The organism is bacterium (assembly GCA_029210965.1).
Lineage (GTDB): Bacteria > BMS3Abin14 > BMS3Abin14 > BMS3Abin14 > BMS3Abin14 > JALHUC01.
On the sequence record JARGFZ010000003.1, the window covers coordinates 78,829 to 101,966 of the forward strand.

A 23,138-nucleotide genomic window follows, 5' to 3' on the forward strand; every position below is an offset into this window, starting at 1 on the left:
TCCTTTTTTGTGTGCATTGGCTCTGTTTTTGCCTTTCATCTTGTCCTGGCTGGTTTAGGATAGGCAGTACTAATGTGGGCGTTTATTACAGTGCCCATAGTCTCGGTACTCAATGTTTTGATCTTGCTGTTGATCATGGAAGCTGTGAATCGAAGAAAATTATAAGCATTCAGCGGCTATTAATCCTCTTCTACGTTCAACATTGATAAAGTCGCAAAAAGTCCAATCCGGGACTTTTTGCTCCACGGAAAGGGAAAAGCGTCGTTTTCCCTTTTTTTACAAATCAATGACTTACAGTGCGAGTCATTAATCAATGCGCCCCGCGCGGGGCGCATTGATGGACTTTTTGCGAGTCCATCAACATTCTACATTCTGACTAGAATTACTGACTCCTTTGTTCTTGATCTTTCCCCGACACCCCGATACTCCGACACAGACTATACTCCTGGGTACTGCCCTATTTTTATAAACTGTACCGCCACCAGCGACACCAGACTCAGCACCGCCCCCGCCACGAACGGGATCCGATAATCCACGACCCAGAGCATGCCGCCGATGATCGGGAGGATTACGGCTGCTATGTGGTTAATGGTAAAACCCACGGCCATGCTCGGGGCGATGTCCTCCCTGTCGGCCACTTTCTGAAAGTAGGTCTTGATCGCCATGGAGAAATTAAAGAGGAGGTTGTCGAGTATGTAAAGTCCGGCCGCCACCCAGCGGGACCCGGTCAGTGCATAGGCCAGAAAGATGATCACCAGCCCCCCGTATTCGATAGACAGAACCTTGCGCTCGCCGAACCTCACAATGGCCTTCCCCACCAGGGGAGCGGCGAAATAACCGATGATGTTGTTGAGGATGAAAAGGACCGTGACCTCCTTCACACTGAAACTAAAAACCTTGACAAGCAGAAAAATAGAGAAAGCAATGAAGATCTGTCGCCTGGCCCCGGCCATGAAGGTGAGAAAATAGAAGAGGCGGTATTTCCACTTGAACACCATCTCCTTTTTCTGGAGCGCAAGTTCGTGGTCGACAGGGTTCTGTCTCAACCCCCAGATACCGAAACAGACCACTATTAAACCCACCGCCAGGAACATCATGCGGTAGTCGAGATACCAGCTCATAAAGTACACCAGGCCACCCACGGCTACATTAGTGGCCGCAGACAGGCTGCGGATGGAGCCCAAAACGTGGGGAGCGGTAGCGGAGTCGAAATACTGAAGAGTCAGGGACTGGTTGGTGGTTTCGTAGAAATGAAAGCCGAAACTCAGGAGCATGGTAGTCGCCGCGATACCGATAAAGGTGGGGAAATATCCGGTTACGCCGACACCTGCGCCCAGGACCAGGATGGAAAGGGCAGACAACCGATGTTCCTTTATAACCAGCATGACCCAGACGGCCAGCAGCGCCAGAAACCCGGGGATCTCCCTCACAGATTGGACGATCCCCATGTGGTTGCCGTCCAGGTTAGCCCACTCGACGGCGAAGTTGTTGAGAAGCGTTCTCCAGCCCTGGAGCCCGATCATGGAGGCTACGCTGAGGATCAAAAGGAAACGCAGCATGGAACGTTGACGATCCGGGACTTTGGGTATGGAAAACATCGGGGCAGGTTACAGGGAAAAAGAAAAAGGGGAAAGGACAAGCGATAGAATCGCCTGACACAAAGACCCGGCGACACGGGGACACGGGGAAGGAACCCTCACCGCGTCATCGCGTCTTCGCGTCACCGCGTCAAGATTAACCAGGGGTGCCTACCCTGCCATCAAAACCGAAACAGCCGATAGAAGAGCAATAATGATAAACAGGCCTCCGACACCTGCCCTGGCCCTGTTCAAAAACATATCCCCCACCTTCCTGTGAAAGATACCGGCTGCGCCGCAGATAAAGCAGAACCAGACCAGGGTCCCGAAGGCCACGCCTGACCCGACCACAAGGGATTGACCGAGGACTGACCTTCCAGAGCTGATGTTCAGGAATGTGAAGGCAGCCATAAAGAAAGCAAGGGTCAAGGGGTTTGAAAGGACGAGGGTAAAGTTCAGCGCTGAAAGATGCAATGGTCCAAAATCCTTACCCGGGATAGACCTGTCGATGGGACTCAGGGTGAGCATTTTCGCTCCCATGGCGAGCAGGAGTACACAGCCGAACAGCTTGAACCAGAAGCTGTTTCCGATGACAAAAGCGGTGATAAAACCGGATCCAAGGGCGGCAACAAATCCGAGAAGACCGTCGGCGGCCACAGCTCCCAGGGTCGGCCAGAATGAGCGCCAGAAACCAAGGGTCATGGCACGCTGAATGGTGAGGATGCTTATGGGCCCTAAAGGAAGGGCAGCCGCAAACCCTGCGACAACCGAAATAAAGAAGAGGGATGGGCCCGGATGGTATCCGGAAAAGACGCTCTGTAAAAACATGGCCCTTCATACAGGAAATGATCTGATTTTGCACGAAGAAAAGCAGGGCGAAGGGCGCGGGGCGCAGGCACGGAACAACTTTATTAGTGGCTTCAGGAAAGCTGGATATATGCAACTAATCACAAATCACGAGTCACAAGTCACAAGTCACAAGTCACGAGTCTCGGTTTTCTCAGCTTTTCTTGGCCGTTACCGCCGAAAAAGGCGAAAACTGCTGTTGCACATCCTCACAGGTACAGATGGGGCAAACCACCTTTGTTATGGCCGCCTCCGCCATGGTCATGACAGCCTCGAAGATCTGCTTGCACTTCTTGCACTCGAATTCGTAAACAGGCATTTTTTACCCCCTTAAAACACTCACACACACCCCGATCACGGCTATTCTTGTCCCTTTTCACTTGTCCCTTGTCACTTGTCTTTTGTCCCTTGTTTATAGTATTAGCGGTAAATAGTTGAAAAGCAAGGAGGGTAAACAAAACCAATCTCAGATCCCAAATCCCAAATCTCAAAGTAATAAGATCCAGGAGCCATCCGGCCTGGCAACAAGCCTCGCCAAGGCCATGGAGGGCAGGCAGAGTAAATTCATTTTTCACCTCTACTCCTACTAATACTTAAACTTATTCTTATACTTATACTTCCACCAACCCATGGTATAAAATTGACTGAATACACAACATTTTCATCCAAAGAGAGGCCTGATGGCAAAAAAACCAAAACCCCTTACTCCAAAAGAACTGCGTTACACATGCGACGTGGGCTGCATCCCTTTTAAAACAACGGACGATGCCCCTGCTCTTGAGGGACCACTGGGCCAGGAACGTGCTTTGCAGTCTATGGATTTTGGACTAAAAATGAGAGGTCCTGGCTTTAACCTGTTTACTGTCGGGATGCCCGGCAGCGGCAGGTCTTCAACCGTAAGAGCAATGGTCAAAGAGAAGGCCCTGGCGGAGGAGGTGCCCCTCGATTGGGCTTACGTCTACAACTTCGAAAACGCCAGATCTCCGGTAGCGCTGTCCTTTCCCCCAGGACAAGGGAGAGTCTTTGTGCGGCAAATGAAGGAACTCATTGATCATCTGAAAATTGATATTCCTGCAGCGCTGGAAAACAGGGAGTTTGAAAACACAAGGAACCATTACCTCGAGCAGATGAGTCGTGAGAACGCTATTGAGTTTGAAGAGTTTCAACAACTTGCCAGGCAGCAGAATTATTCCTTCGAAAAAGTGGAAAGTGAATTTGCTTTTATACCCTTGAAAGAGGGTGTCAGGCTACAACAGGAGGCGTTCAATGCGCTTCCCGACGAAGAAAGGTCCCTATACAGCGAGAACCTGCGCCAGCTGCAGAAACGATTTATGGATATATCCCGTGCAACAGGCAAAAGGGACGTGGAAACTCGCAAGCAGTTGGAGAATATCACCCGGGAGCAAGTTGAAAGAACCGCCGAACCTCTTCTTGAACTCCTGATGGCAAATTACCCTGACAATGGAAAGGTGCAAAGGCATCTGGAACTATTGCTCGATGATATGGTGGATAATTTCCCCCAGTTTCTGCCGGCCCATGCCAACCAGACCCCCTTCGCGGGAGGTGAGCCAGCACCATTAGAGCTTCCTTTTTCCCGTTATCAGGTCAATCTCATCGTGGACATGATGAATCAGGAGGGGGCACCTGTTGTTGAAGAAAACCACCCTTCCTTTCAGAACATTATCGGCAGGATGGAATATGCCTTTCAATCCGGCGTCGCCATCACAGGCTATGAACAGATCCAGCCCGGGGCGCTGCACCTCGCCAACGGCGGATACCTTATCCTGGATGCTCTGGAGGTCCTCCGTAGCCCCTTTGCATGGGAGGCGCTCAAGAACAGCCTCATGTCTGGACTGATAAAGATCGAGGATATGGGTGAACAGTACAAGATGTTTGCCACCATTACCCTTAAACCGGAGCCGATCCCCCTGTCTGTCAAAATCATCCTCATAGGGAGTCCCCTCATCTATCACCAGCTGCTTGCCCACGAAGAGGATTTCAAAAAGCTGTTTAAAGTGAAGGCTGACTTCGGCAGTACCATGAAGCGAACAGACGATGCTGTAAGGGACTACTCTATTTTTATCGCCTCCCTTTGCCATAAAGAGGACCTCCTTCCCTTTGACCTCTCTGCTATGGGAGCCGTGATAGAGCACGGTGTCCGTATGGCAGAAGACCAGTCACGCCTGACAACAAGTTTCTACCAGGTAGGCGATCTGGTCAGGGAGTCCTCCTTCTGGGCAGGCGAGGAAAAAGCCTCAACGGTTTCCCGCCCCCACGTGTTCAGAGCCATAAAGGAGCGAAAACAGCGATACAACATGGTTGAAGAGAGGATCGGCGAACTCATTGAGGAGGGCACACTTATGGTCCAGACCAAAGGCGAGGTCGTGGGCCAGGTCAACGGCTTATCGGTCTACACAATGGGTGACTACCGGTTCGGCAAACCCACCAGGATCACTGCCAAAGTTTTCCTCGGCAAATCCGGCATGGTGAATATCGAACGTGAGGTCAAGCTCTCCGGAAGCATCCACAACAAAGGGGTGCTTATCGTTTCTTCCTACCTCGCAATGCGTTATGCCCAGGATTTTCCTTTGGGGCTTAGCTCCTCTGTTACCTTCGAACAAACCTACGACGAGGTGGATGGAGACAGCGCCACCGCTGCGGAACTCATCGCCCTCACTTCAGCTTTGGCGGAGGTTCCCGCCTACCAGAACATCGCCATTACCGGATCCATGGATCAGCATGGGCGCATTCAGCCCATCGGAGGGGTTAACGAGAAGATCGAGGGGTTTTTCGCAAGCTGCCGCGACCACGGCCTCGATGGAGACGAAGGCGTTGTGATCCCGAAAGCTAACGTGAAGAACCTCATGCTTTCCAATGAGGTTGTCGAAGCGGTGGAACAAGGCATGTTCAACATTTATACTGCTGAAACCATCGACCAGGCTATCGAGATCCTCACCGGCACATCAGCTGGTGCAAGAGGGAAAAACGGGAAATTCCCCAAAGGAACTTTCAACCGCAAAGTTGAGGACCGCCTGCGGAAGATGGCCGAGCAGACAAAGGGATCCAACGGCGAAGGGGAAGGTCAGGGCAGAGGGCGAAGGGCGAAGGACGAAGAAAAATCAGTATCGAAGTAACGAGGGTATCGGAGTGTCGGAGAAAAACCTGGAACCTGGAATCAAAATCTGAAGGAGATTCTTCACGTTGAACATACAATCCAGGAGGATCCTGGCCTGGTCCATTTATGATTTTGGTAATTCCGCCTTCGCCACCACAGTAATAGCCGGATTCTTCCCGATCTTCTTCAAGGAATTCTGGAGTGTGGGGGTGGACGTAACTGAGAGCACCTTCAAACTCGGACTGGCCAACACCATATCGGGGATCCTTGTAGTCCTGCTGGCACCCGTCCTCGGAGCTATAGCTGACAAGGGCGGGGCCAAAAAAAGATTCCTGGCAGCCTTCGCCGCCATGGGCTGCGCCATGACTGTCTCCCTGTTTTTCGTAGGAGAAGGAAACTGGGTTCTGGCAGCGGCTTTTTTCATTGCGGGGACTGTTGGATTCTCCGGGGGAAATGCATTTTACGATTCCCTTATCATGGATGTGACCGGGGAGGACAAGGTGGATCTCGTCTCCGCTCTCGGGTATTCTTTGGGCTACCTCGGAGGCGGCATCCTTTTTGCCGTCAATGTTTTCATGGTACTGAAACCCGAGTTTTTCGGATTGATCGATAAAAGCCAGGCGGTACGGGTATCTTTCCTCACAGTGGGTCTTTGGTGGGCCGTATTTACGGTTCCACTGCTTCTTTTCGTAAAAGAGACAAAACCCCGGCAAGTTGAATCCTGGGCTCACACCATCAAAGGAGGGATCCGTCAACTCGCCGACACCTTCCGCCAAATCAGACACCTTAAGGTCGTTTCCCTGTTTCTCCTTGGCTACTGGCTCTACATCGACGGTGTTCACACGGTTATCCGCATGGCTGTGGATTACGGCATGTCCATAGGTCTCGATTCGAACCGTCTCATCCTTGCCCTGCTGGTGGTTCAGTTCGTCGGGTTCCCGGCCGCCATGGTATTCGGGAAAATGGGGCAGAAACTGGGGGCCAAGACAGGAATATACATAGGGATCGCCGTCTATATTCTCATGACCGTATGGGCATACTACCTTGACAGTGAGGCGGAGTTTTTCGGGATGGCTGTAGCCATCGGCCTGGTACAGGGTGGGATCCAGTCCCTGAGCCGGTCTTTTTATACCAGGATCATCCCTGAGGGACAGTCAGCAGAATTTTTTGGATTTTACAATATGGTGGGCAAATTCGCCGCGGTCCTGGGACCTTTCCTCATGGGATGGATGGCCCTCGCAACCGGTGAGCCGCGTAAGGGGATCTTCTCTATAACCGTTCTTTTGCTGCTGGGGGGAGTATTCCTTTTCTTCGTGGACGAAGGTAAAGGGAGGGAAGTGGCGAGGAATTTGGAAAAGAATGCACCCTTCGACTGAGCTTCCGACTTTGCTCTTCGAGCTACGACGGACAAACAGGGCAGGGAACGTAGAATGCAGAAGTAAATCTTTAACTTATTGAAAACCAGTCACGAATCACTGTTCACGGCTTTTTCCCAGAGAATTCCCAGATACCAACTCTGGTACTGTTCCAGATCCTCAGCCGTTATCTGGGCAAGGCGCTCAGGATCTTTTTCCCTCCAGGGATAGTGACCCATTTGTTTGGGGTATTCAGCCCCGGCGAGGACATCCCGGTAGTCCCTGCAGGCCTGCAGGGTAAAGTAGCGGACCTGTTCCGGGCTTCTGCCCGCAAGTTTGAGGATTGCCATTCGGACCCGATCCGCCTCCCGATGGAAGTCCCCACTCCCATACTGCCCCAGTATATCGACAACCTGCTCCCTATCTTCTTCCCGGGGGAACATCTTTTCCAGCAATCGCGGCAGCAGTTTACTGTGATCGGTCATAGCTCTTTTTTCGAATGAAAAAAATATGATACGGGGACGCGGAGACACGGGGACACGGTGAGAAGTCAAAATCACATGTACTCCACAACATTTTCAGCCAATCACGGTTCACGGTTCACGGAATTCTAGCAGCATCCCGACCTTTTTCGTTTTGGGGCCGGAACCTCACACTCACACCCGTTAGCTGTTGTCCCGCAATCTGACCCGGAGGAAGAGTAATCTTCCAGACCGCAACAGGCATCACCTGATCGACCGAGAGCGCTGTTGATGATTGCCTGGGCACAGCCGACCCCAGCCTCAACAGTGATCGCCTCTTCCGGACAGTTGCGTGAGCAAGCGCTGCACTCCATGCAGGCATCGCGATCCACTATCCTGGCAAGGCCGTTGTCCATGGCCAGGACGCCGTGAGGACAAACCACAACGCACATCCCGCAACCGGTGCATTTTTCCTCAAAAAGTTCAAGGGTTGTAACGTCCTTCAGATATCTGATCTTGCGGGTCATGCTGTTCCTCCGCCAGCAGTGAAAAGAGCAGCCAACCACAGGATCAGCCCCACTGAAACCGCCGTGATCTGGAACGGTACAGCTTCCTTCATTTCCTTTTTTACTCCGGAAAGTGAGGTGTAAGTGGACGAACCGGTGAAATTCATGGTCAAGTATGAGGACAGGGAGATCGTGATGAGAGTCCATGCGGACAGTTCAAAGCCTGTAGTGAGGATAAAAAACGGGATCAGCAGAGCCGCGGCGGCGCCTGTAAAGGCGCCCTTCAAGGCGAAAGCCCTGCCCGGAAGCCAGGGCAGCATGAGCGGAGCCACTACCCCACCGGCGAAGGTACCAAGGATCAAGGCAAAGAGTGACTGGGAACCGTAATGCAGAGCATCCTCAAAAAAGGTCCCTCTCCCCAGAATTCCAGATATCAAAGCAACCACCAGGGTGATATATAAAACCCATTTCGATGCCGGAACCAATTCCATGGGAACAATGGCGGCCCGCTCGGCAAGCGGAAACTCTTTTCGCCTCATGGCTGGCGTAGCGCGGCGACCATTATCAAGATAGGCAGAGATATCCCTCAGTTCGACAGGCCCATACATTACTTTGAAACTTGTTCGTTTCCTCACTTCATGGGCAGCCACACCCGGCGCGCCGAGCTGGGGCACGATAAGCCTCTTATGGTTAATGACATCAGAAAGTTTTGATAACTCTATGCGCTTGATGAGCTCTTCGGTTCCAAAGGTCCCCTTACCTGCCGCACACCAGACATTGACTCCTTTGGTGTCCAGGACGAGCAGCCAGACGTTCCGTTCTTTCATGCAAGAACGGAGGAGATCGAAAGTCATCCGGTAGTTCGCTGTCACGAGAACATCCGATCCGGCGTCCGGTTCGCCCACGCTGTAAAGCCCGGGAGGTACTGTGTAGCCCATCCGGCCGATACCCCAGCGTAATTTCCAGATCCCCAGTCGGTCAGAAGTGCTCATTTCGGTGGACACTCTGGGGACTGGACCTACAGAGGTCATCACTTCGCCTATCACGGAAGCCGGAAGATCGTCCCTGTCAATGGTCAAGGCTATAGATTCAATTTTGGTTTCGCCGTCATAACAGCAGACCTTCGACGACGCACAGCACAGATCACTCACGTTAAAGGATACCTCCAAAAGATCAGAAGGATGAATAGAGAAGCCCTTCGACAAGCTCAGGGTCCCGAGCCTCATCGAGGGAGAGGGAGGAGAAATTGTTAGTTTCCCTTCATTCTCTATTACTTCTACAAATACTTGCATCGTGTCGGAAAACCTCCACACGATGCAAGTCTAACCCAGTGGCGGAAAATGACAAGGGGGGAACGGGGCTACGCCCCCGAGGGTCTGGGGTCTAGTGTCTGGGGTCAGGTCTGGATACGGGGTACTGGGTACTAGTATTTTAACCCCTAACCAATCGACAGCAGTGATTCCACCACACCCTGGCCGGTTTTTCAGAAGCAGGATGCGCTTCCTGGACAACCGGGTTTGTTGTCCGGGCCTCAAATTCTTCGAAATAGCGGCGCAGGTCAGGGTAGGCCATGTACATTTCCAATCTAACGGCCTCGTTCCCCGCTTCGTAGTCATCCAGGATCCATTTTGCTGTCCACATGGGCTTTTCTCCTGCAGGTTCTGTCCTGCCTGTTAAAGTTCTAAACCAAAAACAAAGCTAAGGAAGGACCCCTGCTGGCCAGCACCAACGGTCGTTCCTTTATATTCATATAGTTCGCCTGCATTTTAATACTACCCGACTCCAGTTGGAATTCAGTGTGTTTTGGGAAGATCCGCCTGGTAGGACTCAATCAGTCGTTCGAAAGCTGTATCGGACCGTTTTCGAGCGTCAGGATCCTTGAGCAGCCTCTGGAGCAGATGATATCCGTGAAGCAGGGATTCGAATTCAAAAGCAAACTGTTTTGGATCGGAATCGGCCTTGAAATGTCCTTCTTCTATAGCGATTCGTGCAGTGCGTGTCAGGGACTGGAGCAGGTCGCTCATCATCCCGACGATCTCATCCCGGACAGCTCCCGGCTTGTCATCAAACTCTGTGGAACTGGCGATCATGATGCACCCGCCAGGCAGAGAATCGCCCTCGATCCAATCCTTCCAGTTCTCGAAAACGCCCCGGATCCTGGGGATGCCCCGAGGTTCATTGAACGCGGGACGCATGACCTGCTCGGTGAACATCTCCGCCACCCACTGCACTACCTGTGTCTGAAGGTTTTCTTTGGAATTGAAATGGGCGAACAACCCGCTCTTGGATAGCCCCGTCGCCTTGGCAAGCTTGCCTATGGACATATCCTCCAGTCCGCAGATGCTGGCAAGACCGGCAGCCTCCTCAAGGATCTTGTTTTTTGTTTTCTCGCCTTTGGCCATAAGAACTAATCTCACATCTCAGATTTCAAATCTCAAACTCCTCATTTCTACTGCACACAATTAGCACGACCGTTCGTTTTTTTCAACCTAAAAGGAGCAACTCCTTCTGTAGCGTCGAATTTAACCGCAGAGGTCGTCACGCCTCTGGCGTGACAGGCTTCGGACGCAGAGAAAGAAAAAGCGGGGCTAAAGAATGTGATCATTGCGAGGCTGGAGTTCGGGCCGAAGCAATCCCGGTTGACAATAGTTCCTGTAAAAACTGGCTAATTTACAGGGATGAAAAGGATAAAGGGAATTTAATTCCTGGAAAACGAAACAGAAAAGGGAGGACAGGACATCTTGTGGATGGGTGCTTGGCAACTTCAAACTTCAAACCTTGTCTCCCCATCCCCTGTATTTTTAGGTGCTCTGACACTGGGCAGCAGTGTCCTGACCGCTGTCAGCCTCTTCATTGATTAAATTGATCCCATCCATTACCCTCTTGCGATCTTACTTATCTGGGAATGACAGCTATCCGTACCGGGAGGAAAAAGATGAGCCTGTTTACTATCGACGAGAAGTTGTGCGCAAGGGACGGTATCTGCGTGGCGGAGTGTCCCGCCTTTGTTATTGAAATGAAGACAAAAGAGTCGTTCCCCACGGTGACTGACGGAGGGGAAACCCGATGCATCAACTGCGGTCATTGCGTCGCGGTTTGTCCACACCGGGCCATCTCCCTCGCTCGTATGAGCGTCGATCAATGCCCTCCCATTGACGATAAGCTCACCCTGAGCGAGGGCCAGATTGAGCAGTTCCTGCGATCGCGACGATCCATCCGCACCTATAAGACTCAGGATGTGGACGCCGAAACCCTTACCCGACTCATCGACATCGCCCGCTATGCTCCCACGGGAAGCAACAGTCAACAGGTCCAATGGCTTATCGTCCCCACGCGAGACAAGGTGGTTCAGCTTACAGACCTGGCAGTAGACTGGATGCGCAACGCCATTGAGGAGAAAAACCCCATGGCTGAAGCTTACCAGATGGCCGGGATCGTCCGTGCCTGGGACAACGGGATCGACATTATCAGCAGGGGTGCTCCGGCTCTCGTCATCGCCCACGGCCCCGAGACCTACCCTATCATGGCCATCGACAGCACCATCGCCCTTTCCTACCTGGACCTGGCTGCGCCCTCTTTCGGCCTTGGCTGCTGCTGGGCCGGATTCTTCATGGCCGCCGCCGGGTTCTGGCCGCCCCTGGCAGAAGCACTGAACCTTCCTGAAGGACACAAGCCTTTCGGAACGATGATGGTGGGTCATCCGAAATTCGGTTACCATCGGTTGCCGGCGAGGAATGAAGCGAAAGTGTCGATCTTCAAATAGCGGCAGTTTCACTCTGACACCATTGAGAAGCCAGGGCGGATTCAACAGGGACCGAGATTGCCACGACCCTGCGGGTCTCGCAATGACAGGAACAGCTTTTCCACGATACTCCGGCACTCCGACACTCCGGTACCTTGTTTTCCACACAGACGCACACACGCTCCACGCACGTACGATATCCTGGATTCTGAACCTCAAACTTGATAGAGTCGCAAAAAGTCCAATCCGGGACTTTTCGCTCCACAAAAAGGGAAAAGCGTCGTTTTCCCTTTCCTTACAAATCAATGACTTACAAAGTGAGTCATTGATTTGGGCGCCCCGCGCGGGGCGCATTGATGACTTTTTGCGAAGTCATCAAACTTCAAACTTCAAACATCAAACGGTATTTAAAGCTCTTCCCCACAGAATTTACAATACAGCGCGTCCATTTCGTGACCGCCCCTGCCGCAGGAGGAACAGTCTGATGATCTTTCCCTGGAAAGGGCCTGACTGAATTCAACAGTAAAGATCCCTGTAGGAACGGCGATAATGCTGTAGCCGAGGATCATGACCAGGGACGCCAGGGCCTGTCCCATCGGTGTCTGGGGTGAGATGTCACCATATCCGACGGTGGTCATGGTAACGATGGCCCAGTAGATGCCCCTGGGGATGCTGGTGAACCCGTTGGCCTCTCCCTCTATAACGTACATGAGGGAACCGAATATGGTCACCATGGTCAGAACAGTGAAGAAGAAGATGGTGATCTTGCGCCTGCTCGAGGCGAGAGCTTTCATGAGCAAACTGGCTTCCCTGAGATACTGGATCAGTTTAAGAACCCTGAACACACGTAAAATTCTGAGTGTACGCAAGATCATGAAATATTTGGTGGCAGGAAAGATCAGGCTAAGGTAGGTGGGAACGATGGCGATAACATCCACGATGCCGTAAAAGCTCTTGGCATATTTTACGCGGCTATGGACACAATAGAGTCTTACAACATACTCAACTGTAAAGATTATGGTAAAGAACCACTCTGCCAATAGGAGAAAACGGCCATAAGAGATCCTGATGGCACCCACACTGTCAGCCATGACGATCCCGACACTGACAAAGATGCTCAGAATAAGAAGCACATCGAACAATTTTCCCGACGGCGTGTCTGCCTCGAAAATGATCTCGTAAAGGGTGCCTTTGAGGTTTGTTTTACCGTTGGCCTCCCGGGTCATACTCACCTCCTGGCAGCATATCAGAGAACCTCGACACGCTACTTATACTGGATAAAAGCCTCAACGCAGAGTTTCGCAGAAGTGATCACAAAATACCATCGCAGAGTTACGCAGAAAAGATCTTGAAACTGGAAAATTCCCGGTAACCATAAAAGCGATGTTTTTACCGCGGAGTAGGCAAAGGAAAGCTGACAGAGTCGAAATCCCGAGTTCATGTCAGTCTATCTGTGTGTCCATTTAGAAACATCATTTTTATTGTAACCGCGTTTCCCCCAGAATTGCGATTTACCCTGCGGTGCGACCATGATTGGTCGCTCTGCGAAACCCTGCGTTAAAGCTTTCGTCGCTTTTTCTAAAGAGCGGGATCGCTTCACATGGGGAAATTTCAGTCACCCCCATTTCAATCCTCCCCCTCAAGCCGTCTTCGCATAAAGCTTCGCCGCGCCTGTCGGGGGGAGGAAGAATTAGGAAGTTGACTGTTTTAGGGTTCGCGATGACAATCACGCAAGGCGCCACTGGATTCCGGGTCCTCGTTAAAACGGCCCGTAATGACGTTCGTTTTTCCCAGGATTTAAGCCTTCCTCAGTGTCCTCAAAAACTCTGTGGTGAACAACATCTCCTTTATAGCAACTATGCGGGAATGGCAGGCGATCCCATTGCTCATCCCACAGCGTTCTGCTAATATCCGCGCCACCATGGAAGTTTTTCTCAGCTCAACCGCAGCCGTCGCCATTGCCGAGATCGGAGACAAGACCCAGCTCCTGTCCCTGTTTCTAGCGTCCCGCTTTAAACAGCGCTACGCCATCATAGCAGGCATTCTCGTGGCCACCCTGCTCAACCATGGGGTCTCTGCCTGGCTGGGCGTCTGGCTGCTTGACCTTCTGCCTCCGCACATGGCTCCCTGGATCATCAGCGGCAGCTTTGGACTCATTGCGCTCTGGCTCCTGATCCCCGACAAGCAGGACGGAGGGCCCAGCAGCATCGATAAATATGGGGCTTTTGCAGCCACTACGGTGCTGTTCTTCCTGGCCGAGATCGGGGACAAAACCCAGATCGCAACGGTGGTCCTAGCCGCCAAATACAACGAGACCTTCTGGGTAATAACCGGAACGACCCTGGGAATGATGATCGCCAACGTCCCTGTGGTGTTCGCGGGACGCTGGGTCATGGATCGTCTCCCCCTGAACTACGCCAGGTGGGGCGCTTTCGCTCTCTTTCTTGCCATGGCCCTTATCACGATGACCGCTGCCATGTTGGGCTAAAGGGAGTGAGGCGCGAAAAGTGAATCCCGCCAATGGCGGGGCTATTCACCTTTCACCAGTTACCGTTTCCTAACTAGCAAGCTCCGCAAGAAAGCGATCCACCGACCACTTACCGCCGCCGGCGATCATGAGAGCCACGGCCATGCCGATGGCCAGCAGGTGGTACTCAAACCCCTCTCCGGTGTGGCTGCCGAACCAGTTCATGAAGAACCCGTTGGGCAGGTGGACCATGAATATCGCCCCCGTCATAATGGAAAAGATACCGAAGGCACAGAACCTGGTGGCCACACCCAGGATAAGCCCTATGGATCCCAGGAACTCTGAGAGGATGATCAGGAACACAACAGCGGCTGGTATACCCATGCCCTGGGACATGCCTTTCATCGTAGCCGCAAAACCCCCACCCCCGAACAGTCCCAGGGCTTTCTGGGCGCCGTGAGGCAGCATGACTGCATCCAGGGTCACTCTGATCACCAGGGGCTTTAGGCTTTCTTCCGTCGAAAAGAATTTTTTAATCAAAAAAACCTCCATTCATTCTGGTCTTTAATATACTTGCTAAAATTATAATCACTTTTCTGAGAGGCTGCACCGTATCCTGACGATGAAATGCCAGAGGCGGCCTCAAAGTGCAGTTTATGTAAAAGGGATGATTTTTAACGCGGAGTACGCCCACCTTCGCCAAGGCTACGGTAGGCAGGCGACTTGCCCGCCATCTTGTCCGCCTTAGGCATGTGCGAGGGAGGAAGCTCGAAGGTCGACGGTGGAAGTGACTCAGAGGAGATCCTGCGAAAGGTTTTTACCCATCCAGAATCACCAACCTTCGCAGAAGCTTCGGCTGGCAGGCGAGTCATGAATTACGGCTCTATCCTATCTCTGGTTCACTGTTCAAAAAAAAAGGGGCCGCTTGCGCGGCCCCTTTGTGTATCGAGTTAAAAACCTTCCTATTTCTTGTGAACATCCTTTGCCATTTCAGATGCCCACTTCCTGTCGCGGCTCTGGTGGCAGCTCAGGCATGTGAAATCCAAAGTAACGAACCCCTTGGCAAAGGTTGACTTTTTGCCCTTCTCCTCAACTTCCTGGAACATGTTGGCGTCCGCGGCGGTGTTGATCTTGAAGATGTGGGTGCGGATGTCGCCCGTGTAGCTGGCGGAAGTGATAGCTGACTTGCTGGCCTTGGGCATGTGGCAATCGATACATTCCAGCTGGGTCCTACCGTGGAGGGTCTTGGCGAAGCTCTCGCCTACGTCATCATGGCACTCAAGACAATTGTTCTTCGCAACCTGATCCGCCCGCTTGTGGGGATCGTGGCAGTCCAGGCAGGTAAGGTCCTTGTGAACACCAGCCTTGAGCTCGTTGATCTGCTCGTGATGGCGGATGAAACCTCCACGGGCGGGAGGCTTCGGGCCCATGCCACCGCGCTGGTGGCACTTGCCGCATGCTTCTGCCGTCTTGTCTATCCTGACGTTGGATTTGGCAGGCGAAGCCACGTGGGCGCTGCCAGGTCCGTGACACTCTTCACAGCCGATACCATCTTCGGCCCAGGTGCCGATCATCCCCTCCAGGCCGTCCTGGTTCCCTTCCTTTTTGTAGGCCGTCATGTGGCATGGTCCGCAGTCGTAGGGCTTTTTCTCGCCCTTGTGATAGAAGGACCAGCTCCCGTCCTCCAGGTTGTACTGGGTCCTGGCTTCCGTTCCGTCCTTGGCAGAGGTTACGATAAAGCCTTTCTTGTCGATGTACCTGGCCTTCCAGTTGGCGCCGCCGATTACGTAGGAGATGTCCTCCCAGGCCCAGCCAGGGGGAAGGGGCAGCTTGGCGTAGCGCGCCTTTTCCATGGTTCTGAGCTTGTATGGGTGTCCCGAAGCCTGCCAGTCGTTGAAATTGTCCTGGTGACACTCGAAACATGCGTTGGAGCCGACATAATCGGCCGCCATCGCCGGAAGCGCAAACATCAGCATGACGCCGACCAGCACGATAACCACAGAAACTCTCTTCATATCCGATCTCCTTTTCCTGCTCCCTCAACCAGAAGAAATGGTTTCACCGTATCCCTCTAGCCGTTAATAATAGCCGGTACTTTGGACACCCGCTTGATATCGACTTAAAAAATCAACAAATTGTCGGAACGGATTAATATCTGTACCTATGATAGGCACAAAACAGGAGGATTCCAGATAATTTTTCCTACCGGAACGGTTGACTTTGTGAAGAATTCTTCACAAGGTTGAAAAGTCTTTTTGGTCAGGATTTAAGGGTATTAACAAAATGGGCGACGCACTCGGCAACACGCTGGCCGAAATCGGACAATTTATAAACTCGATTTTCGTCCTGCATAATGACTTCAGATTCCTTAAGTACCTTCAGGTGAAAATTCACCTTGGTGTGGTCCTCGATGCCGAGGCCGCGAGTGATCTCCATAAAGCGCAGACTTCCCTCTCCTTTGAGCATCTCGATGATCTGCCTGCGGGTGGCGTTGGAAAGGCTGTTAAAAGTACCGTCCATGTCTAGGACTGTCCGACAGCTGTCGAGCCTGGATTCCTCGACGTTTTTTCGCACCGCGGTTAAAAGTTCCTCTATTTTAAACGGCTTGGTGATGTAATCGTCCGCTCCAAGCCTCATGGCCTCTACAGCGTTACTTACAGTGGAAAAGGCGGAGATCATGATGATCCTCGTTTTTGGAGATCTCTTCTTCAAGAGGGGCACGGCCGTCATACCCCCCATCCCGGGCATGATGAGGTCCAGCAGCACCAGATCGAAACCTGGATCGTTCAGAAGATCCAGAGCCTTTTCAGCATCTCCCACCGTGGAAACATCGAATCCCTCGCCTGACAGGACCTCTGTCACCGTTTCCCTCAGTTCGATATCGTCATCGACCACCAGGATCCTTGTCATCAGTCACCTTCCCTTGTCGGAAAAATCAATGAAACCACCGTGCCCTTTCCAGGCTCGCTCTCGATCGAAAGCTCACCATTGTGCAGTTCCATAATAGCGTAACAGATGGAAAGTCCGAGCCCAGTACCCTGACCGACCTCTTTTGTTGTAAAGAACGGTTCCACAATATGCGGCAGGTCTTTTTGGGTGATGCCGATGCCCGTATCAGCGATCTCGATAAGGACCGAATTCTTTTCCCTTCTGCCCGTGACCGAGATCCTGCCCCCCGGATCGGTGGCATCCATGGCGTTAATGAGGATGTTGAGCAGGGCCTCCTCCACCTTCCAGAGCATGGTAGATATTGTCCCGACACCATCGATATCAACAAAGAAGTTGTAATCTTTCTTTCTGGGCCCCAGGAGGTTCAAGGCTCCCTCAACCACTTCCTGCACCCTTGTCTCTACGAATTCCGAGTCCCGCGCACTGGACACCTGAAGGAGCTCCCGTGCGATCCTCGACGCCCTTTCAAGGTCCCTTTCCATCGTTCCTATCCTGTTAATATGAAGTTGGCTTGATCCCTCTTCACTGATCTCTTTTTTCAATATCTCCAGGTTGAGGGACAGGTTGGCAAGGGGGTTGTTGATCTCGTGTGCAACACCTGCGGCCAACCTTCCGAGGGCGCTAAGCTTTTCTGATTGTACAAACCTGTCCAGGCGCTCCTCGATGACAGCCTTTCGTTCTCCATCGAAAGTGTGCAGTGCGTGCATCATGAAGTGGAGGATAATTAGGGCGGAGATTCCCCTGAAAAGCTCTACAGGAAGATGGAACCCGGAAATGAGAGTTCCTGAGGGGATCAACCCCGTGAAGATCCCGTAAATGATGACTGAAAGACCCGCCCCGGTGAAATTAAGAGCTCCCTTCTTGCTGACACCCCGTACTGTAACGGAATAGAGGATCAGACCGGCCCCGGAAAGCAATGCACCGGGCAGCGCAATGAGATTCCTGATGCGGAATTGGGCCCACGCGAAGTAGTCCGCTGAACTTCCCTGGAAAGGGAGCAGGATCGATATCAGACCCGCCCCCACCAGAGCCGTGAACAGGACGCCAAGCCAGGCACTATAGCCGGGTTTTGTGATCCCCAGAACGCAGACTCCGAACAGGAGAAGGAAAAGGAAAGATACCAGTACTAGCCCTAGCTTGATGATGTTGGTCGTTACAGAGGGCTCTGGAACTGCATAAAGAGTATTGATCTTGAGGAACATCTCGTACCACTCATGGGATCCGTGAATGTAGGCGAACAGGGCAAAGATCCAGAGGAAGCGGGCTATCTTCAGATTGCTCAGGCTGGTGTCTCTCGAGGTTATGGATACACCGATGGCAAAAAAAGCACCCCCATAAAAAAGGTAAACAAGCAGGTTAAAGAGGTTTTTCTCCATGCTCAATCTTAACTCAGCAGATCAGAGTGTAAAGGGAAGATATTAATTACGAACTGAGGATTGAGAATTGAGGATTATTGCACCGTATTTAATCCTTGGGGACAGTCCCCAAGGATTAAATACCATGTCTATCATTTTCCCCTGTTACAGTTTCAGCCGACTCTATAATCAACGCTTTGCCGCCGGCGATAGCCGAAGTGACCTTGAGCCTGCCGCTGGTGACCAGGCGCTGCACCGTGCCCCGGGAAACTCCCATCATTTTCCCTGCTTCTTCCTGGGTAAGGCCTTCCATGTCACAAAGGAGTACCGCTTCAACTTCGTCGTGGCGTAGTGTGATCTTTTCAAGTTCCACCATGGGTATCCCGGCTGGCTTGAAAACGGTTTCTTCTCCACTTCTGAACGGGCAAGAACAGTGCCTGTGTTTTCTTGGGCGAGGCGACATCAGTGGCTATGCCCGTGCTCGCATCCATAGCCATGACCGTGCCCGCCGCAGACCTTGTCGGCAGTGATCTCATTCAGGATTCCCTCCTTGAAGCTCTCGATGTTCTCTGCTACCGTCTGGCCGCCTGCCTGGTACACCTTCAACCCCGCACGGGTTAAGCCAGTGAGAGCTCCTGACCCGATCCTCCCCACAACCACGGCATCCACCTCTCTCCCTCCCAAAGCACTGAACGGCTGGCAGGCGCCGTGAAGGTGCTGACGATCAGGGTTGTGATGCTCCTCAAAGGCGTTTGCCTCAGGGTCAAAGATCAGGAACCCTTTTGCCGAACCGAAATGTCCGTGGACCTGACTGTTTAGCCCTTCGTTCACATTAACTGGAAAACAGATCTTCATAGCTTACCTCCATTGGCTATTATGTGTATAATAGCCAAATTTCCTCCATGTCAACCTGCACCCCCCGTCTAATTCAGGATCAGTCGATCAAAATACTGACAGGTGCACAAGGTGCACTTGCTTTACAGGAGTTCGAACCAGGCATCACCCTGTTGGACACCGATGAATTAAAAAAGATGATCGAAACGGATGCTGACATGCTGGTTGTCAACACCCTGGCACCGATCCTCTTTCGTGACCAGGCCATTTCCGGTTCGGTCAACATACCCTACGAAAACCTGAAAAGGGGCAGGATCAGTTTCCCTGATGACAAAAACAAACAGATGGTCTTCTACTGCCTCGGCTTTCAGTGAACCATGGCTCCAGAGACTGCCAGGCTGGCGGTCGCACAGGGTTATACCAGCGTTTACCTATATGCGCAGGGCCTGAAGGGTTGGACCGAGAAGGGGCTCCCGGTAGAGTCGGCTAAAAAGATCCCCGCCATCTCCGTTGACAGAATACCTCCCGCCAGGGTGAAGGCCATGATGAATGAGGACGATTCTATCCTTCCCCTGGACATCAGGGAAAACCTGGCACCAGGATCGCGCCATTTTTCAAAAACAAGGGCTACGATGTTGTCGGGGTCATGGAGGGGGGCATCACCGCCTGGAAGGATGTGGGTCTTCCCGTCAAGTAGCACATTGGAAGGACTGAAACCAGGGCATTTAATAACCTGACGCATAGATACAGCGATGGGGTGGCATGGCGGAAAACCTGTCACCCCATCTTCACGCCTGCCCACTACCCTGACACTCTGGCAGCTTGTCGGCAACTTTCCTCTTTACAATCTTTTTACCTATGTGACCTCGCTTGTTTATAACCACCCCTTACCATAGTGCGATGAAGATCCGGTCCGGCCTGTTGTATCATTGTGTGATAAGCGCGCACGACCAGAAAAAGAAAGGCACTTGAACAAAAGGCTCCTCGTCATTGAGGATGACCTGGACATGGCCGGTATTATCGAGGACCAGCTGAAGGATGCCGGCTATACCGTCACCGTCACCCACAACGGTGCCTCAGGGCTTGAACTGGCCGCGAAGCAGGACCACGACTTCATTGTGCTGGACATCATGCTGCCGGAGACAGACGGGCTGGAGATATGCCGCCAGGTCCGCTCCATGCCAGGCTATACCCACATCCTCATGCTCACCGCCCTCTCCTCGGAGATCGACAAAGTTGTTGGCCTGGAGATGGGGGCCGACGACTACATGACCAAGCCTTTCAGCCTCCGGGAGTTGATGGCCAGGATCAAAACGATCCTGCGCCGGGACGCTACTCTCAGAGCAAAGAGAACCGAAGAGCAGCAGGAGACGATCCGGATAGATGCTCTGGTTATTGATGTTGGCAAACGGCGCGTTACCCGCTCGGACACCCCCATTGAACTGACGGGAAAGGAGTTTGACCTGCTGCTTCACTTTGCCCGGAAACCAGGCAGGGTCTACTCCAGCTTTTGACCCTTTTCCCGGCCGCTGCAGGGTTCAACATAGTGTGGACACTCTACACGGTCAGATATCAACTCCTTAGTGCTGATCAGAGACTCAACAGCGGACTGGCTGACTATCTCGTTAAACACGAATTTGACGAAGGAGAACTGGCGAACGCAGGAGCAAAACTCGAACACAGCTTCGAGATGCTCATGGACATCAATCCTAACATCGAACTCTACCTTCTCGACCCTGAGGGGACGATCCTGGCTTATTCGGCCCCCAAAGGCCATGTCGTGAGAGAACAGGTATCGGTCAACCCTATCGTGGAGTACCTGTCTCCGGCACCAAGCCTACCCATTCTCGGTGACGACCCTCGCCACATGTGGCGCCAGAAACCTTTTTCCGCTGCCGTCGTCTCAATGGAAGGCCTCAAAAATGGGTACCTTTACATCATTCTTGGTGGTGAGGAACACGACTCCCTTTTCGACCTTTTTACCGGCAACTCCATCTTCCGCATCAGCCTCCTGGTTTCCCTTTCAGCCCTCCTGTTTCTCTTTGCCACCGTATTCCTGCTCTTCAGGATAGCGACCGTTCGTCACAGACGGCTTGTTCTTGCCATGAAAGCGTTTCGCCAAAGTGACTTTTCCGTACCCGTCCAGGTGGTCCCCGGAACCCGGAAAATGGGGGGGGGACGAGATCGATCTGCTGGAAACGGTGTTTACCGAAATGTCCGAAAGGATCGGGGAGCAGATAGGGGAACTCAAGAACAAGGACAATCTGCGGCGTGAACTGGTCAGTAATATTTTCCACGACCTGAGGACGCCTATCGCTTCCCTCTCATGGACTTCCAGGAACCGGCCCGGCTCAAACATATTCAGCTATCGGCCAACATCGATGAAAACACGAACCTCGTCAACGATGACATCCGCCTGTTGGAGCGGGCCATCCAGAACATCATCGACAACGCCCTGAAGTTCACTCCCGAAAACGAACAAGTCACCGTGAGCCTCGCAAGTTTCGGGGACAAGATCAGGTTGTCCATCAGAAATACGGGACCGGGTGTCAGCCCCATTGATGTGCCTCATATCTTCGAACGTTTCTATAGAGCACGATCTTCCAGCAGTGAAACCGGAGTGGAACTCGGCCTGGCCATTTCCCAGCGTATCGCCGAACTGCACAGTACTTCCGTAGGCCTTGAGAACCATCCTGAGGTGGGCAGCGTTTTCACCCTGGACCTGGAAGCGTGGTCCCAGCCGGAGTTTTAATATTTTCGGCTCTTCCGGGAAATAAGTACCTGCAAATAAGCCCTGCTTTTACCAAAGGGGTAACTGTCAAACTCTAAAAGCTTAATTAACCACAATTCTTTTTCACCACCCGTTCGTCGCTCGCTTCAACAATATGACTCACTAGAGGACGCTGAAGACACCCTTCGGCAGGCTCAGGGCAGACTGAGGAATCAAAAGCACTGAGACTATCCCCTTCACCGAAGCTGATTGAGTCATCCAGGCCTGGATGAAAGTGAACTTTAATCTTGGTCTGCAGGACTCAATCAGTTGATTTCCAGGAAATCCTTCTCCCGTGGTGAAATGGGTACTGTAAGCATCTATTCCGCAAAAACGGGAGTATATACAGACCTTTCATACAGACCTTTCCTACGTGGAAAAGAGTGCGCAAGCGTGGAAAATGGCACTCACGGCCGAACAGTTCCCTATCCTCAGGGAAGAAGGTACGGGACGCCCCTTCACAGGGGCACTTTGGGACAACCATCGGAAGGGCATTTACCGCTGCGCTGGATGCGGTATTGACCTGTTCTCTTCCGCTACCAAATACGATTCCAGAACAGGTTGGCCCAGTTTCTGGCAACCCATCGCAGCCGGCAAGGTTCGAGAGGTGGAGGACAACAGTTTTTTCACGCGCAGGACAGAGGTAAAGTGCGCCAGGTGCGGCGGCCACCTTGGACATATGTTCAACGACGGTCCGAAACCCACAGGGCTGAGGTACTGCATCAACTCGGCGAGCCTCACCTTCGTAGATGTACCGGTAGAAGGGGCCATGATTAATGAGGAGGGCTAGGGTTAAATTATTGTTATGGCTGGCTCTTCCCGGAGCCCTGATCCTGACGGCCATGGGACCGACAGTCCTGACCCATGGCGCTGACCTTCAGACCGCCACCTTTTACGTAGCCTGATATGACCTGGGCAAAGCCGCCCTGGCAGGGCGGCCGGGAGTCGTGAAAGTGTCAAGCGGATGGCGCGGTTTCAGGGTGATCAACACTGTTTTGTACGACCCGGAGCTCATAACCGTGGAAGAGATGGTTGGGATCCTCAAAAAAAGCGGGATCTATCGCGGCACAGCTGATTTTCAGTGATTATAATAAGGAAAGGAGGTTCAGACCATGAAAAGAATGCTCGTAATGATAATTGCGATGTTCTCCCTGGCGGCGG

At 52.4% G+C, this 23,138-nt stretch carries 27 protein-coding genes; 11 read left to right on the forward strand and 16 right to left on the reverse strand.

Annotated features, from left to right (window positions below; genetic code table 11):
• Nucleotides 1-437: 437 nt before the first annotated feature.
• The 3 genes from P1S59_02510 to P1S59_02520 all read right to left on the reverse strand — a co-directional run bounded on the left by P1S59_02510 (nucleotide 438) and on the right by P1S59_02520 (nucleotide 2,742).
• Entirely contained in the window at nucleotides 438-1,598 is a 1,161-nt protein-coding gene (locus P1S59_02510) for an MFS transporter (protein MDF1525131.1), read from the reverse strand.
• Nucleotides 1,599-1,748: 150 nt separating this feature from the next.
• Nucleotides 1,749-2,405, reverse strand: coding sequence for a LysE family transporter (locus P1S59_02515; GenBank protein ID MDF1525132.1), 657 nt, complete (start codon nucleotides 2,403-2,405; stop codon nucleotides 1,749-1,751).
• A 172-nt stretch (nucleotides 2,406-2,577) separates the two neighbouring features.
• Entirely contained in the window at nucleotides 2,578-2,742 is a 165-nt protein-coding gene (locus tag P1S59_02520; protein ID MDF1525133.1) for a zinc ribbon domain-containing protein, read from the reverse strand.
• A 361-nt stretch (nucleotides 2,743-3,103) separates the two neighbouring features.
• On the opposite strand from P1S59_02520, the gene P1S59_02525 reads away from it, so the two are divergent.
• Nucleotides 3,104-5,557, forward strand: coding sequence for an ATP-binding protein (locus tag P1S59_02525; protein MDF1525134.1), 2,454 nt, complete (start codon nucleotides 3,104-3,106; stop codon nucleotides 5,555-5,557).
• A gap of 67 nt (nucleotides 5,558-5,624) precedes the next feature.
• Nucleotides 5,625-6,914, forward strand: coding sequence for an MFS transporter (locus P1S59_02530; protein MDF1525135.1), 1,290 nt, complete (start codon nucleotides 5,625-5,627; stop codon nucleotides 6,912-6,914).
• Between the two features lie 89 nt (nucleotides 6,915-7,003).
• On the opposite strand, the gene P1S59_02535 is transcribed toward P1S59_02530, so the two are convergent.
• The 5 genes from P1S59_02535 to P1S59_02555 all read right to left on the reverse strand — a co-directional run bounded on the left by P1S59_02535 (nucleotide 7,004) and on the right by P1S59_02555 (nucleotide 10,277).
• Nucleotides 7,004-7,378 (reverse strand): hypothetical protein, encoded by a 375-nt coding sequence (locus P1S59_02535; GenBank protein ID MDF1525136.1) that lies wholly within the window; start codon nucleotides 7,376-7,378, stop codon nucleotides 7,004-7,006.
• A gap of 125 nt (nucleotides 7,379-7,503) precedes the next feature.
• Nucleotides 7,504-7,881, reverse strand: coding sequence for a mercury methylation ferredoxin HgcB (gene hgcB / locus P1S59_02540; GenBank protein MDF1525137.1), 378 nt, complete (start codon nucleotides 7,879-7,881; stop codon nucleotides 7,504-7,506).
• The gene (gene hgcA, locus P1S59_02545) at nucleotides 7,878-9,011 is read right to left on the reverse strand and encodes a mercury methylation corrinoid protein HgcA (protein ID MDF1525138.1); all 1,134 of its coding nucleotides are present in this window, start codon (nucleotides 9,009-9,011) and stop codon (nucleotides 7,878-7,880) included. Before hgcA ends, hgcB begins: the two co-directional genes overlap by 4 nt.
• 280 nt (nucleotides 9,012-9,291) lie before the next feature.
• The gene (locus tag P1S59_02550) at nucleotides 9,292-9,501 is read right to left on the reverse strand and encodes a hypothetical protein (GenBank protein MDF1525139.1); all 210 of its coding nucleotides are present in this window, start codon (nucleotides 9,499-9,501) and stop codon (nucleotides 9,292-9,294) included.
• A 152-nt stretch (nucleotides 9,502-9,653) separates the two neighbouring features.
• A complete protein-coding gene (locus P1S59_02555) occupies nucleotides 9,654-10,277 on the reverse strand; it encodes a TetR/AcrR family transcriptional regulator (GenBank protein MDF1525140.1) in 624 nt (207 codons plus the stop codon).
• 518 nt (nucleotides 10,278-10,795) lie between these two features.
• Here P1S59_02555 and P1S59_02560 point away from each other — a divergent pair.
• A complete protein-coding gene (locus P1S59_02560) occupies nucleotides 10,796-11,623 on the forward strand; it encodes a nitroreductase family protein (protein ID MDF1525141.1) in 828 nt (275 codons plus the stop codon).
• A gap of 386 nt (nucleotides 11,624-12,009) precedes the next feature.
• Here P1S59_02560 and P1S59_02565 read toward each other — a convergent pair whose 3' ends face one another.
• Nucleotides 12,010-12,828 carry an ion transporter gene (locus P1S59_02565; protein MDF1525142.1) on the reverse strand — a complete coding sequence of 273 codons (819 nt, stop codon included), beginning with the start codon at nucleotides 12,826-12,828 and terminating at the stop codon, nucleotides 12,010-12,012.
• A 695-nt stretch (nucleotides 12,829-13,523) separates the two neighbouring features.
• Between P1S59_02565 and P1S59_02570 the strand changes: the two genes are divergently transcribed.
• Nucleotides 13,524-14,090 (forward strand): TMEM165/GDT1 family protein, encoded by a 567-nt coding sequence (locus tag P1S59_02570; GenBank protein MDF1525143.1) that lies wholly within the window; start codon nucleotides 13,524-13,526, stop codon nucleotides 14,088-14,090.
• A gap of 69 nt (nucleotides 14,091-14,159) precedes the next feature.
• On the opposite strand, the gene P1S59_02575 is transcribed toward P1S59_02570, so the two are convergent.
• From P1S59_02575 to P1S59_02600, 6 genes are all read right to left on the reverse strand, one after another.
• Nucleotides 14,160-14,609, reverse strand: a complete 450-nt coding sequence (locus tag P1S59_02575) for a DoxX family protein (GenBank protein ID MDF1525144.1) — start codon at nucleotides 14,607-14,609, stop codon at nucleotides 14,160-14,162.
• Nucleotides 14,610-15,031: 422 nt separating this feature from the next.
• Nucleotides 15,032-16,084 (reverse strand): cytochrome c3 family protein, encoded by a 1,053-nt coding sequence (locus P1S59_02580; GenBank protein ID MDF1525145.1) that lies wholly within the window; start codon nucleotides 16,082-16,084, stop codon nucleotides 15,032-15,034.
• Between the two features lie 244 nt (nucleotides 16,085-16,328).
• Nucleotides 16,329-16,979 (reverse strand): response regulator, encoded by a 651-nt coding sequence (locus tag P1S59_02585; GenBank protein MDF1525146.1) that lies wholly within the window; start codon nucleotides 16,977-16,979, stop codon nucleotides 16,329-16,331.
• Entirely contained in the window at nucleotides 16,979-18,394 is a 1,416-nt protein-coding gene (locus P1S59_02590; GenBank protein ID MDF1525147.1) for an ATP-binding protein, read from the reverse strand. Before P1S59_02590 ends, P1S59_02585 begins: the two co-directional genes overlap by 1 nt.
• A gap of 115 nt (nucleotides 18,395-18,509) precedes the next feature.
• The gene (locus P1S59_02595; protein ID MDF1525148.1) at nucleotides 18,510-18,836 is read right to left on the reverse strand and encodes a DUF134 domain-containing protein; all 327 of its coding nucleotides are present in this window, start codon (nucleotides 18,834-18,836) and stop codon (nucleotides 18,510-18,512) included.
• Entirely contained in the window at nucleotides 18,836-19,228 is a 393-nt protein-coding gene (locus tag P1S59_02600; protein ID MDF1525149.1) for a NifB/NifX family molybdenum-iron cluster-binding protein, read from the reverse strand. The genes P1S59_02595 and P1S59_02600 overlap by 1 nt, the downstream gene beginning before the upstream one ends.
• A 47-nt stretch (nucleotides 19,229-19,275) precedes the next feature.
• Between P1S59_02600 and P1S59_02605 the strand changes: the two genes are divergently transcribed.
• A complete protein-coding gene (locus P1S59_02605; GenBank protein ID MDF1525150.1) occupies nucleotides 19,276-19,581 on the forward strand; it encodes a rhodanese-like domain-containing protein in 306 nt (101 codons plus the stop codon).
• A 53-nt stretch (nucleotides 19,582-19,634) separates the two neighbouring features.
• On the opposite strand, the gene P1S59_02610 is transcribed toward P1S59_02605, so the two are convergent.
• A complete protein-coding gene (locus tag P1S59_02610) occupies nucleotides 19,635-20,039 on the reverse strand; it encodes a hypothetical protein (GenBank protein MDF1525151.1) in 405 nt (134 codons plus the stop codon).
• A gap of 136 nt (nucleotides 20,040-20,175) precedes the next feature.
• Here P1S59_02610 and P1S59_02615 point away from each other — a divergent pair, with 136 nt between their 5' ends.
• From P1S59_02615 to P1S59_02640, 6 genes are all read left to right on the forward strand, one after another.
• Nucleotides 20,176-20,721: a response regulator transcription factor gene (locus tag P1S59_02615; GenBank protein MDF1525152.1), complete on the forward strand. Its 546-nt coding sequence runs from the start codon at nucleotides 20,176-20,178 to the stop codon at nucleotides 20,719-20,721.
• Entirely contained in the window at nucleotides 20,718-21,482 is a 765-nt protein-coding gene (locus P1S59_02620) for a hypothetical protein (GenBank protein MDF1525153.1), read from the forward strand. The genes P1S59_02615 and P1S59_02620 overlap by 4 nt, the downstream gene beginning before the upstream one ends.
• A 51-nt stretch (nucleotides 21,483-21,533) precedes the next feature.
• Nucleotides 21,534-21,959, forward strand: coding sequence for a sensor histidine kinase (locus P1S59_02625; protein MDF1525154.1), 426 nt, complete (start codon nucleotides 21,534-21,536; stop codon nucleotides 21,957-21,959).
• Between the two features lie 361 nt (nucleotides 21,960-22,320).
• Nucleotides 22,321-22,767, forward strand: coding sequence for a peptide-methionine (R)-S-oxide reductase MsrB (gene msrB, locus P1S59_02630; GenBank protein MDF1525155.1), 447 nt, complete (start codon nucleotides 22,321-22,323; stop codon nucleotides 22,765-22,767).
• Nucleotides 22,754-22,882, forward strand: coding sequence for a hypothetical protein (locus P1S59_02635; protein MDF1525156.1), 129 nt, complete (start codon nucleotides 22,754-22,756; stop codon nucleotides 22,880-22,882). Before msrB ends, P1S59_02635 begins: the two co-directional genes overlap by 14 nt.
• A gap of 48 nt (nucleotides 22,883-22,930) precedes the next feature.
• Complete coding sequence (locus P1S59_02640) at nucleotides 22,931-23,062, forward strand: hypothetical protein (protein ID MDF1525157.1); 132 nt, start codon at nucleotides 22,931-22,933, stop codon at nucleotides 23,060-23,062.
• The last annotated feature ends 76 nt before the right edge of the window (nucleotides 23,063-23,138 follow it).